The sequence below is a fragment of the Streptococcus sp. 151470009-6 genome (assembly GCF_053628175.1).
This window is the reverse complement of the sequence record NZ_JBSEZF010000003.1, coordinates 14,222-26,100: the sequence shown is the minus strand read 5'-3', so window position 1 is coordinate 26,100 and position 11,879 is coordinate 14,222. Positions and strand designations below refer to the sequence as shown.

The window sequence follows — 11,879 nt, the reverse complement described above, 5'->3', positions numbered from 1 at the left end:
AATAGGTTTTCTCCTTTGAGTTAAAATTCGTTATAGATAAAGCCACCTTGCCCCTGTCCAAGGTAACTAAAAAAATAAAGCAAACCAAGCAAAATAACGAAATACAGAAATGTTTGAGCACAAAAAATATAAAATGTTCTCTTTTTTTTCATATTCTACTTCTTTTTTGTAAATTTTCAGAAAAGCTATGCAAATCAGCAATTACTATCTTATCTTCCTAACATTTTACCACTTTATCAACCTTTTTTTCAACTGTTTACCATAACTTAAAAGTTGGTTTTAGCTTATTTTAAGACAAGTTAAGATATTAATTTTTTGGCCATCAAAAAAGAGCCTGAGACTTCCATCTCAAACTCTGTTGCAAAAAGCTCTTTTATCTTAGAAAAGTGAAAATACGAGGACTGCCAAGGCTGCACCAATGATAGGTCCCACAACTGGAATCCAAGCATAAGACCAGTCCCCATCTCCCTTATTTGAAATCGGAAGGATACTGTGCATGATACGAGGTCCAAGGTCACGAGCTGGGTTCAAGGCATAACCCGTTGTCCCACCTAGTGAAAGACCGATACCGACAATCAAGGTTCCCACTGCAAAGGTTCCTAATCCTGCCTGAAGGTCATAGAGCCCCAAGGCAAAGATTGTCAAGAGCAAAACAAAGGTTCCAAGGATTTCACTAACCAAGTTGGATACTGTGTTCTTGATTGCTGGTCCAGTACTAAAGGTCGCTAGGATATTGCCTGCATTTTCTTCTGCATCATAGTGTGGTTTGAATTGCAACCAAACTAAAATTTGAGCAAGCATCGCTCCAGCGAACTGAGCTAGGATATATGGGAATACCGAAGCCCAAGGCAAGTCACCTTTTAAGGCTACACCAAGCGTCACAGCTGGGTTTAAGTGTGCAGGACTAAGTTTGCCAGATACAAAGACGGCAACCGCAACGGCGATCCCCCATCCCATCGTGATGACGATCCATCCTGAATTGTTACTCTTGGTTTTAGGAAGAACCACACCTGCTACAACACCATTTCCTAGGAGGATAAGGATTAAAGTCCCCAAAAATTCTCCAAATAATTCTTTCATCATATCGTTGTCTCCATTTAAAAGAAGGAGAGAGAAGGCAAGGAAGGCCTACCTCCCTCTCTTCTAGTTTTTCTTAATTTTTTAATGCCGCTAAATCGTTGTTAGCAAGGGCTGCTTCAACATCCGCACGGTAGGCTGCTTTTTCTTCTTCTGACCAATCATAGAATCGTCCCATTTCATCCAGAACTGGCTCCACAATGCTATCCAAACTATCACGCATAAAGAGCATGTGGTTGGTACGGCGAAGGAGGAAGTCAACTGGGCTCAGAGCCAACTCATTGCGCATTGCATAGTGAAGTGACAAAGTGTCTGCCAAGCTGAGTCCTGGCGCTTGCTCCAAGCTGTGAGCAAGGGCAAAGACCTTCGGTGCATTTGAACCGTAAAGATTTGCGAGATAGTGAGCTTCCTTGCTATCCAAGCCACGTGACACTCCCAGTTGAGCAAAGGCTTCAATTTCTGAGTCCACATTTGCTGGGTTCAATTCTCCACCTGAAACAGGGTAAGTCTTAGAGTTGATGAGTTTAAAGCTACGGTCAAATTCTGCTTTAAGAATTTCAACCACGCGCTCCATAGCCCCTTCTGCCATCTTACGGTAATCTGTAATTTTACCACCAGCAAGGGTCAAGAGGCCATTGTCATCACGGTCCAAGCTCGAACCACGAGAAACTGCAGATGGGTCCAAATGTTTCTCAGATGTGCTGCTTTCAAGCTTGCTGACAGCAGACTCAACATCTTCACGCGTTTTTTCTTTCGATAGATAAGCCTCGACAGTCACAATCAAGCTATTGAAGCTCTCGTCGCTAATGGTTCCGTTATTTCCGCCATTGTAGTCAGAAGCACTATTGCCTGCGATCAATGGACGAAGACCAGCCCAGCTACTTTCGATATCATCAATGGTGATGTTGGCTTCTGGGAAGCGGTTGTTGACAATGCCAAGTAGATAATCCACATCTTCCTGCGTCACTTTTGGATGTTCCAAATCGCCTGTGTAGTCTGTATCGGTTGTCCCAAAGTAGGTCTTGTTTTCACGTGGGAGAACAAAGACCATACGACCATCTCCCAAACCTGTGTCAAAGTAAACTGGCTGTGAAACCTTGATCTTACTAGAGTCAACCACCAAGTGAACTCCCTTAGTTGGACGCATTTGTGAGAATTGCGTTCCCTTATTAGATAAATTACGTACCTTGTCGCTCCAAGGACCTGTCGTGTTGATAACCAGACGGGCCTTGATTTCAAAGACTTGGTCTGTCAACAAATCACGAGCTACAACACCTGTAATCTTGCCACTTTCGTCAAAGAGGAAGCCTTCTGCCTTAACGTGGTTGGCAATGAGGGCACCGTCTTGGTTGGCACGTTTGATGTTTTCAATCACGAGACGCGCATCGTTGTTACGGAAGTCAAGGTAAACCCCGCCTCCTACCAAGCCTTCTTTCTTCAAGTTTGGCTGGCGCTCCAAGACTTCTTCCTTACTCAAGACCTTATTAGCAGCTGGCGTGTTGCTAACGCCTGCCAAAAGGTCGTACAAGTCCATGGCTACTTTCAGACGGAAAAGGCTAAATGTCGCTCCATCCTCATCGTAAACTGGCAAGAGCATTGGGTCTGGTTTTGGAATGTGTGGAGCGATTTGTTGAACTACCGCACGTTCAGAAACTGTATCTGACACTACTTCCACGTCGAATTGTTTGAGGTAACGTAGACCTCCGTGGACCAATTTTGTTGAACGGCTAGATGTTCCTTCTGCGAAGTCCTGCATTTCAATCAAACCAGTATCAAGACCACTGGCTGCTGCCTGCAAAGCTACACCAGCTCCTGTAATCCCTCCACCAATAATCAAGAGATCTAAGGTGCGTTCCTGCATTTTTTTAATTGACAATTCACGTGTTTTCTTTGAAAATTCCATATTTACACACTTTCTAACTGAGTCGTTTCTTTCTTAAACTAATCATTGCATCAAGAAACAGTATTAATCGTCGATTTCCGCAAAGACTTGCGTTGCTTTCACAGCCTTCTTCCAGCCCTTGTAGAGTTGTTCCTTGCGCGATTCGTTCATGGATGGCTCAAAGAGTTCTCCTGTCTCGTTCAAGAGCTTCAACTCGTCCAAATCCTTCCAGTAACCCACTGCCAAACCAGCTAGGAAGGCTGCACCTAGGGCAGTTGTTTCCAAGTTTTTAGCACGGGCAATATCGATTCCCAAAATGTCAGCCTGGAACTGCATGAGGAAGTTGTTCATGGCTGCACCACCATCTACCTTCAAGACTTGGATAGCTGTCTGCGCATCCACTTGCATGGTGTCAATGATGTCACGTACTTGATAAGCGATAGATTGCAAGGTTGCCTTGATAAAGTCTTCTTTGCTTGTTCCACGAGTTAAGCCAAAGACCGAACCACGAGCATTTTGGTTCCAATATGGAGCACCTAGACCTGTAAAGGCAGGTACGACATAAACTTCGTCATTGTTGTGAGAATTGAGAGCATATTTTTCAGACTCTGGTGAATTTTCAACCATGCGAAGTCCATCACGAAGCCACTGAATGGCACTTCCTGCGATAAAGATAGAACCTTCCAAGGCATAGTAAACCTTGCCGTTGATTCCGTAACCAATCGTTGTTAAAAGGTTGTTTTCAGACAACTGCATCTCTTCCCCAGTGTTCATAATGATGAAAGAACCTGTTCCATAAGTATTTTTGACCATACCTGGTTCAAAGGCCAACTGACCGAAGAGGGCTGCCTGTTGGTCCCCAGCCATACCTGAAATTGGTACTTCTCCACCGTAGAAATGGAATGGAGCTGTCTTGCCATAGATTTCAGAATTAGAACGAACTTCTGGAAGCATAGCCTTAGGAATGTTGAGGATTTCCAAAATCTCATCATCCCACTTTAGTTGTTTAATGTTATAGAGCATGGTACGAGCCGCATTTGAGTAGTCCGTCACGTGAGCCGCACCGTCAGTCAATTTCCAAACCAACCAAGTATCGATAGTACCAAAGAGCAATTCACCCTTTTCAGCTCGCTCTTGAGCGCCTTCTACATGGTCCAAAATCCAGCGAACCTTGGTAGCAGAGAAGTAAGCATCGATGATTAAACCAGTCTTTTCATGGAATTTTTCCACATAACCTTGACTTTTCAGTTGTTCAGCTAGAGGAGCAGTTTGGCGTGATTGCCAAACGATAGCATTGTAGATAGGGAGCCCTGTTTTCTTATCCCAGACGACAGTTGTTTCACGTTGGTTAGTAATTCCGATTGCCTCAATTTGATTTGGTTTCACACCGCTTTCGATGAAAGCACCCGCAATAACTGACTGAACAGAGTTCCAAATTTCATTGGCATTGTGCTCAACCCAACCTGCTTGAGGGAAAATCTGAGTGAACTCTTTTTGGCTAGAGCTGACCTTTTCTCCTTTTTTGTTAAAAATGATGGCACGAGAACTGGTTGTTCCTTGGTCAATGGCCATGATGTATTTTTCTTGTGACATGTGCTGTCCTCCTGATAAAATCTTGAGGGGGTTCCCTCTTTACAGTAACTAGTATACAAAATAAAGCGCTTTCTTGTTTATCAATTTTTTTAAATTTTTAAAAAAATGTGAGGAGATTGTGCGAATTTCACAAAAAAGACCTGAAAATTCAGGTCTTTAGGTAAATAGCATCTGACGAATCGTAGCTAAATCTTCCATATCCAAATCATTTTTCAAATAGTAGACGGGTGTTTGTTCTTTCTTATGGATAGGGTTATTGGTAACTAGCAAGTCATAATGACGAGTACGGTCATAGGCTTCGATGCTAATGAAGCGATTGTACTCCAAATATCGTTTTAAAAGGGCCGACATTCTCGAAAAAACAAGGAAGCCTGCTGTTAGATCTAGCCCTATTCTCAGATGTTTTCCTATATTTTCTGCCATATACTCCATCAACTGAAGCCATTCCCATAGAATTTTTTTATCCAGATCCGTCCCCTGATGAAAGGCTGGCAAGGAGGCGAAAATTTTCTGAGCAATATCTCGAAAGTCATGCTCCATCAGCAAATAAGGGTGCCGATGCTCTATCTGATACTTGTATCGATCTTGTAAAATATAGCCCTTGTATAGATAAACTTGGCTACAAAGTTGACTCAGTTCATAGGTGACATGGTCCTCTGTATAATCCCCCAGCAACTGCTCCTTCTTCATTTCCTGGATCATTTGTGTCAGTAAAGCTGCAAGTTCTCCCCCAAAACCGAGGATGTACTCCATGGTATGAAGGGGCAAAATGCGATGAGACAAGAGGAAAGAGAAGAAAATCATCATCTCCCCATCCTCAGTTCCTAGAGGAGTGTGCTGCCCACCAAAAAAAGAAGGAGTCTTTCTAAGCAAACGAAGATAGAAAATATTGTCAAAATACCCTCGCATTTTTTCTTCTATAACCTGAAATTGACAGGCGTTAACCCGAAGGCGCTGTTGACTGATATGAGTCCAGAGAACCAAGTCTAATTTCTGACCCGAAGACAAGCTAGCACCGCAGATTTCTTCTAGGGTAGCAATATCCTGCTTTCTCTCCGCTTTCTGCATATGACTTTCCCACTCCTGACTGGACCAGACCTTGCGGAAAAGGCAGAAATAAAAGTAACGAATCTGATGCTCTGGACCTCGCCAACGACCATTTTGGATGGATAAGTCAAACTCTGACAAAATATGATTCAAGCTAGACAAATGGCGACCAAGCGTGGCTTCGCTAATCATCAATTCTTGAGCCAGTTGATGGGCTAGGAACTGTTGGTGATAGAGAAGGTAAACCAAAATTTGGTACTTAATGGCATTGTCTAAAAACAAGCTCCGAATCTCTCTCCCCTTTGTGGCAGTACCGACAGACAGACGCAGACTTTCATCATCCAAGTGGATGGTCAGCTCTAACCCTCTTTCCAAGGCATTTTCGTTAATCAGAGAGATGTACTTGGTTAGAGTCGCCTTTGAAAAGCCTGTTTCTTCCATGGCTTCCTTGACGGTTGTCTGCGAATCTTGTAACAGAAAGGAAAGGACTAAAAATTGACCAGATTCGGCTTTTTCCATCAAATCACCTAAATACATTTGTTACCCCTTTCATTTTCTTCTTCAAGAATAGCATAAATCTTAGAAATGCGGAAATAATCTGTTTCTCATTTTATTTTAAAGCCGATTTCCTCGTCCTTATTCCACAGAAACAGCAAACACACGACTCCCCCTTTGGGCATTTTTATGCTAAAATAGTAGCTATGGATAAAATTATTAAAACTATATCAGAAAGCGGTTCTTTTCGTGCTTTCGTCCTTGATAGCACGGAAACTGTCCGCACTGCTCAAGAAAAACATCAAACTCAAGCCAGTTCAACTGTCGCACTTGGCCGTACCCTTATCGCTAGCCAAATTCTTGCAGCCAATGAAAAAGGAAATACCAAACTAACAGTTAAAGTTCTGGGAACCAGCTCTCTTGGCGCCATCATCACAGTTGCAGATACCAAGGGTAACGTCAAAGGCTACGTTCAAAATCCAGGTGTTGACATCAAAAAGACTGCAACGGGTGAAGTCCTTGTTGGACCTTTTGTCGGCAATGGTCAATTTCTCGTTATCACAGACTACGGTACTGGAAATCCTTACAACTCCATGACACCTCTCATCTCTGGGGAAATCGGTGAAGACTTGGCCTACTACCTGACTGAAAGCCAACAAACTCCTTCAGCAGTCGGCCTCAATGTTCTTTTGGATAAAGATGACAAGGTCAAAGTTGCCGGAGGTTTCCTTCTCCAAGTATTGCCAGGGGCCAAGGAAGAAGAGATTGCCCGCTTTGAGAAACGCATCCAAGAAATGCCAGCCATCTCAACCCTTCTTGAAAGCGACGACCATATCGAAGCCCTTCTCAAGGCCATCTATGGTGACGAATCCTACAAACGCCTATCTGAAGAAGAAATTCGTTTCCAATGTGACTGTAGCAAAGACCGTTTTATGAACGCTCTTGCCAGCCTTCCAAATTCAGATCTTGAAGAAATGAAAGAGGAAGACCACGGGGCAGAAATCACTTGTCAATTCTGCCAAACAACTTATAACTTTGATGAAAACGACCTGGAGGAACTCATTCGTGACAAATCTTAATACACCTTTTATGATTGGCAATGTTGAGATTCCCAATCGTACTGTTTTAGCACCCATGGCTGGTGTCACCAACTCAGCCTTTCGTACCATCGCAAAAGAGCTCGGAGCTGGACTCGTTGTCATGGAAATGGTCTCTGACAAGGGTATCCAATACAACAACGAAAAAACCCTACATATGCTTCATATCGATGAAGGCGAAAACCCCGTTTCTATCCAACTCTTTGGTAGCGACGAAGACAGCCTCGCACGCGCAGCAGAATTCATCCAAGAAAACACCAAGACTGATATCGTCGATATCAACATGGGCTGCCCAGTTAACAAAATCGTGAAAAACGAAGCTGGCGCTATGTGGCTCAAGGATCCAGACAAGATCTACTCTATTATCAACAAGGTCCAATCTGTCCTTGATATCCCCCTCACTGTCAAAATGCGCACTGGCTGGTCTGATCCATCCCTAGCCGTGGAAAATGCCCTCGCTGCAGAGGCTGCAGGTGTCTCTGCCCTCGCTATGCATGGCCGTACCCGTGAACAAATGTACACAGGTCACGCAGACCTCGAGACCCTTCACAAGGTTGCTCAAGCTTTGACCAAGATTCCATTCATCGCCAACGGTGATATCCGTACGGTCCAAGAAGCCAAACAGCGTATCGAAGAAGTCGGGGCTGACGCTGTTATGATTGGCCGTGCAGCCATGGGAAATCCCTACCTCTTCAATCAGATCAATCACTACTTTGAAACAGGAGAAATTCTCCCTGACTTGACATTTGAAGACAAGATGAAAATCGCCTACGAACATTTGAAACGCTTGATTAACCTCAAAGGGGAAAACGTAGCCGTTCGTGAATTCCGCGGCCTCGCTCCTCACTATCTCCGAGGAACATCTGGCGCTGCCAAACTTCGTGGAGCCATTTCCCAAGCTAGCACCCTGGCAGAGATTGAAGCTCTATTGCAATTAGATAAAGCTTAATACACAAAAAACCGTAACTCGCTTGGAGTTTACGGTTTTTTAGATTCTAGGAAAACCTAGATACTATTATTGAATCAAGGCAACGCTTGAAACTTTACCATCCGCACCTGTTGTAATTTGGATGATTTTTCCTCCACCGATTTTGGCATTATACTTACCATCATCAAGAGTGTAAGAGTAGCCTCTGATAGAATAGTTTTCTTTCTTTCCATCTGCAGTTTCTACTGTAAATTGGCCCCCTGATGAAACTGTAATGGTTTCACCATTCGCTCCCTTCCAGTTGCCTGCTGCAGCTGAGAAGTCACCATCCACCATGGTTAAAACTCCCTTATAGCGTTTGTTGTGTTCAGCTTGCTTGTCCTGAAGTTTGCGGTCAGTTGTTGGATCATAAGTTGACTGGTTAGACTGGGCTTGAGAACCTTGCTGAGTTGACGGAGCCTGAGAAGGGGCTGGCTGACTAGGAGTTGCTTGTTCTTGTCTTGATTCAGGTGCTGGTTTCGCTTGTGACTGATCTGCCGTTGTAGAAGACTGATCAGAAGATGCTTGAGCTTTTTCAGATGAAGCTGAGCTTGAAGATTTTTGAGTCTTGCTTTCTTTGTTAGAAGAAGCTGCTTTAGAACTTGATGATTGGCTTGTCTTTGCAGAGCTGCTAGTTTGAGTGGTTTCGTTTTTATTTCCACAAGCTCCTAGTAGCAAGGTAGAAGCCAATACAGTCGCTGCCATCAATTTGATATAGGTTTTCTTTTTCATTTTTCTACTCCTTTGTAACATTTTTGAAATGTTAAGAAATCTTTTTGTAATATAATTGTAACATTGAGCTTTAAATCTGTCAACTATTTAGAGAAACTATTTTAAAAAATTTCTCTCCACTATCTCTATTCGTAATCGAAACGAAAAAATAGGAAAATTTCCTAGATTAGAACTATTTTTTTACATCCTACTTTATATAGTCGCTTGCATTGTTCTAAAATAAAAACAGTCGCAACAGCAAAGTAACCTAATAAGGACAAACAAAGAGGTCGGGATTTTGATCCCGGCCTCTTTATTTCAATCGATAGGTTTTTCTTGGTTTCTTTTTAGGAACTCGTTTGAGTCCGACTTCTTCTACATATTCGCCGTATTTTACGAGAAAGTTATTGCTGACGATTGGGCGACCGGGATTGATGAGATTGACTAGTTCGGTTCCTTCGTAGACAGTGAACTCCTCCTCCAGCAGATAAAGGAAAGTCGGATTCCAGTCGAGACGGCCTTGGATTCGTTTGATGGATTCTTGGATAATGGCATAATGGTCAAAGGCGAAGGCACTCTCGTCCAGCTCGACTCCCTCAAGGTAGCATTTGCCTGTCTGGAAATCGACATCTACAAAAACCACATCCTTAGCATCATCTCCAGCCTGAACGAGATCTAAGGCACGACTAGGTAGGTACACCAAGTGGGCAATGGTCACCGTCCAGCCACGTGGATCACGACCAGGAGTCGATACGGTCATCAATTGCTCGATTTTTTCCAAAGGAAGATCCAGATTGACTTCTTCTCTCACTTCGCGCTGACAGGCATGTGCAGCATCTTCTCCCTTGTCCATAAAGCCTCCAACCAGAGCCAAACAGTTTTGATAAGGGTGGGCCTTGCGACGGATCAGTAAGAGCTTGATTTTTCCTTCGACAAAGCAGTAGGCCACCATATCTACTGTCACACTTGGTTTTTCATATTGAGGGAGTTCCTGCCTGTAGTACCAGTCTAAAAACTCCTCCTGACTGGCATGAATTTCATAATATTCTTTTTCCGTCATCCCCGCTGGAATCTTCGTGTCTACCATTTTAAGCCTCCTTTCGAACTGCCTTGGTCCATTGGTACCATCCCACTAGACTGTTCAGTGTGTAAACCCAGTACATTCCTTGAATGTGGATATTTTCACCCCACCAGAGGTAGATACTAAAGAGATTGGTTGCAATCCAGAAAATCCATTGCTCGCGGTAAAGACGTGTCATCAAGAGCTGACCAACACCATTGGTCGCATCGGTTACACTATCACGGAAAGGTCGAGCACTATGGATACTTTGATAAGCCAAGCCCATGCCAATCCAGATAATAGCAGTCAAGACCAAGTACTTGAGCCAGTCAAGAACAGATAATTTCTTAGCTTCAAAGTGGGATTCTTCTGGTTTTCCTTGGTCATTGATACGATTGGACAACCAAGCATAGAGACCAATCGGCTGCATGACAAAGAAGTAAACGGTCGTCAAGACTTCGCCATAAAAAGTCGCATTCATTGCCAAGATCAAGTAGATAGCCGAGTTAATAGCCCCAAAGAGATAATTGCTTGCACGCCCTTCTGCTACCAAGATAACACAGACAATCCCAGTCCAGGATGCAAACAAGCTCAACCAGTCATGGCTTTCTGTATTTTGCGTGAACTCTAAGATCAAGGGAACACTCGACAAGGCGATGAGATACAACCACTGGAAAAGACTACGACCGACAAAGAGATCTTTCCAGAGCAGGCGCATGATTCCTACAAAACCGATCTTGCGGGCTTCTGCATGGACATTTTTAAAGTTTTCGATAAATTGTGTGATTTTTTTAGTTACTGTTTTCATCATTTTCTCCTAATCTGCTTGGTAAATAGTATCGATAGCCACTTTGGCTGCTTCATAATTTCCTAGGTAATCCTCAGCTAGATAAACTAGTGGAATGGTGGTTAAATATCGCTCTCTCATCTGATCCAAATGCTGGGAAAAACTGTGACGAATATGGTCTTCCGCCATGGTCATATCTCTAAACCCGTCATTGACATAGGAGCCGACAGGTTGCACAAAGAGAATCAAGTCCCATTTTTCCTTAGCCAAGATCGAAACAAAGAGATTGTCAAAGGTTTCTCCTGATAAATCCTCTTGATCCTCAGCCTCCATGTAATAGTCATAGTAGCCCTTGGTTACTAAAGAGTTTGTGTCAGCTATCACTAGGCCTCGATTGGCATTACTGTCAATTAACTTAGAGGTCTGGTCATACTGCCCTAAAAGGAGATAGTAGTAATCCTTTGGAGTCAATTCATCGTCGCGGATATTGTTTTTGATCTGGTACTCACGTGCGTATTCCAGGCTGACCGGCGCATCGTAATACCTTGCCAAATCCTTGGCCAGAGTGGTCTTCCCATTGCTGGCACTTCCCATAATCAACACTTTCTTTGTAAATTGACGGCGGAAGGGTTGAGCAATATATTTCCAATATTTGCTTGGATTTTTTCGAATCATAGTCGCTGAGATAACAAACTTTCTTTCTTGCAAAACGGTCTCAAAGCCATGATTAGATAATTCTTGCTGGTAGTCACGTTCTCCCACAAAGAAAGTCAGTTCTTGCTGGGTTTCATCATAGGAAATCTCCACTAACATCTGGTCCAACCACTCCTGCCAGCCCATAGGGTAACGGGGAAGGTTGGTCTCATCCAGTTTGCAGACAGAGGTCAACTCATCGTCACGAAAAGCCTCTCTGATATAGCGAAATCGTTTTTGAAGACTTAAACCTACCTGCTCCCCTCGGTCTCCCTCGTAGCCTGAAACGACTACCCAGACCTGGTCACACTGACGCTTCGCTCGATGGATCAGATCGATATGCCCTTGATGGAGAGGGGCAAAGGTCCCAAATACCACTGCTGTTTTCTTTTTCATAAACGTTTTACCTTTTTATACTTTTTGATATTTTTGTTTTCTATGTTTTTATTATATACTATATTTTTGTTTTG

Annotated in this window: 11 protein-coding genes; 2 read left to right on the top strand and 9 right to left on the bottom strand. The window is 43.3% G+C overall.

The window, feature by feature from the left end; translation table 11 throughout:
- Positions 1-20: 20 nt before the first annotated feature.
- The 5 genes from ACUW6H_RS05200 to ACUW6H_RS05180 form a co-directional block, all read right to left on the bottom strand.
- A complete protein-coding gene (locus ACUW6H_RS05200; protein WP_000730286.1) occupies positions 21-152 on the bottom strand; it encodes a teichoic acid D-Ala incorporation-associated protein DltX in 132 nt (43 codons plus the stop codon).
- Between the two features lie 226 nt (positions 153-378).
- Positions 379-1,083, bottom strand: coding sequence for an MIP/aquaporin family protein (locus tag ACUW6H_RS05195; protein WP_061407651.1), 705 nt, complete (start codon positions 1,081-1,083; stop codon positions 379-381).
- Positions 1,084-1,153: 70 nt separating this feature from the next.
- Positions 1,154-2,980, bottom strand: coding sequence for a type 1 glycerol-3-phosphate oxidase (glpO, locus tag ACUW6H_RS05190; protein WP_454362131.1), 1,827 nt, complete (start codon positions 2,978-2,980; stop codon positions 1,154-1,156).
- 63 nt (positions 2,981-3,043) lie between these two features.
- Positions 3,044-4,552, bottom strand: coding sequence for a glycerol kinase GlpK (glpK, locus tag ACUW6H_RS05185; protein WP_454362129.1), 1,509 nt, complete (start codon positions 4,550-4,552; stop codon positions 3,044-3,046).
- A gap of 156 nt (positions 4,553-4,708) precedes the next feature.
- Positions 4,709-6,136, bottom strand: a complete 1,428-nt coding sequence (locus tag ACUW6H_RS05180; RefSeq protein ID WP_454362127.1) for a helix-turn-helix domain-containing protein — start codon at positions 6,134-6,136, stop codon at positions 4,709-4,711.
- Positions 6,137-6,300: 164 nt separating this feature from the next.
- Here ACUW6H_RS05180 and hslO point away from each other — a divergent pair, with 164 nt between their 5' ends.
- Both hslO and dusB read left to right on the top strand, forming a co-directional pair.
- A complete protein-coding gene (gene hslO, locus ACUW6H_RS05175) occupies positions 6,301-7,173 on the top strand; it encodes an Hsp33 family molecular chaperone HslO (RefSeq protein WP_096408673.1) in 873 nt (290 codons plus the stop codon).
- Positions 7,160-8,140 carry a tRNA dihydrouridine synthase DusB gene (gene dusB / locus ACUW6H_RS05170; protein ID WP_000183317.1) on the top strand — a complete coding sequence of 327 codons (981 nt, stop codon included), beginning with the start codon at positions 7,160-7,162 and terminating at the stop codon, positions 8,138-8,140. Before hslO ends, dusB begins: the two co-directional genes overlap by 14 nt.
- Before the next feature lie 66 nt (positions 8,141-8,206).
- Here dusB and ACUW6H_RS05165 read toward each other — a convergent pair whose 3' ends face one another.
- From ACUW6H_RS05165 to ACUW6H_RS05150, 4 genes are all read right to left on the bottom strand, one after another.
- Positions 8,207-8,890 (bottom strand): hypothetical protein, encoded by a 684-nt coding sequence (locus ACUW6H_RS05165; protein ID WP_278275841.1) that lies wholly within the window; start codon positions 8,888-8,890, stop codon positions 8,207-8,209.
- A gap of 292 nt (positions 8,891-9,182) precedes the next feature.
- Positions 9,183-9,956: an NUDIX domain-containing protein gene (locus ACUW6H_RS05160; protein WP_454362122.1), complete on the bottom strand. Its 774-nt coding sequence runs from the start codon at positions 9,954-9,956 to the stop codon at positions 9,183-9,185.
- 1 nt (position 9,957) lies between these two features.
- Complete coding sequence (gene pnuC, locus ACUW6H_RS05155) at positions 9,958-10,737, bottom strand: nicotinamide riboside transporter PnuC (protein WP_454362120.1); 780 nt, start codon at positions 10,735-10,737, stop codon at positions 9,958-9,960.
- 9 nt (positions 10,738-10,746) lie between these two features.
- Positions 10,747-11,805, bottom strand: a complete 1,059-nt coding sequence (locus ACUW6H_RS05150) for an AAA family ATPase (protein WP_454362118.1) — start codon at positions 11,803-11,805, stop codon at positions 10,747-10,749.
- Positions 11,806-11,879: the final 74 nt, after the last annotated feature.

Bases quoted from the DNA above. Each gene is read 5' to 3' on its own strand.
- ACUW6H_RS05200 (WP_000730286.1), bottom strand. From the start codon at position 152: ATGAAAAAAAAGAGAACATTTTATATTTTTTGTGCTCAAACATTTCTG.
- ACUW6H_RS05195 (WP_061407651.1), bottom strand. From the start codon at position 1,083: ATGATGAAAGAATTATTTGGAGAATTTTTGGGGACTTTAATCCTTATC.
- glpO (WP_454362131.1), bottom strand. From the start codon at position 2,980: ATGGAATTTTCAAAGAAAACACGTGAATTGTCAATTAAAAAAATGCAG.
- glpK (WP_454362129.1), bottom strand. From the start codon at position 4,552: ATGTCACAAGAAAAATACATCATGGCCATTGACCAAGGAACAACCAGT.
- ACUW6H_RS05180 (WP_454362127.1), bottom strand. From the start codon at position 6,136: ATGTATTTAGGTGATTTGATGGAAAAAGCCGAATCTGGTCAATTTTTA.
- hslO (WP_096408673.1), top strand. From the start codon at position 6,301: ATGGATAAAATTATTAAAACTATATCAGAAAGCGGTTCTTTTCGTGCT.
- ACUW6H_RS05165 (WP_278275841.1), bottom strand. From the start codon at position 8,890: ATGAAAAAGAAAACCTATATCAAATTGATGGCAGCGACTGTATTGGCT.
- ACUW6H_RS05160 (WP_454362122.1), bottom strand. From the start codon at position 9,956: ATGGTAGACACGAAGATTCCAGCGGGGATGACGGAAAAAGAATATTAT.
- pnuC (WP_454362120.1), bottom strand. From the start codon at position 10,737: ATGAAAACAGTAACTAAAAAAATCACACAATTTATCGAAAACTTTAAA.
- ACUW6H_RS05150 (WP_454362118.1), bottom strand. From the start codon at position 11,805: ATGAAAAAGAAAACAGCAGTGGTATTTGGGACCTTTGCCCCTCTCCAT.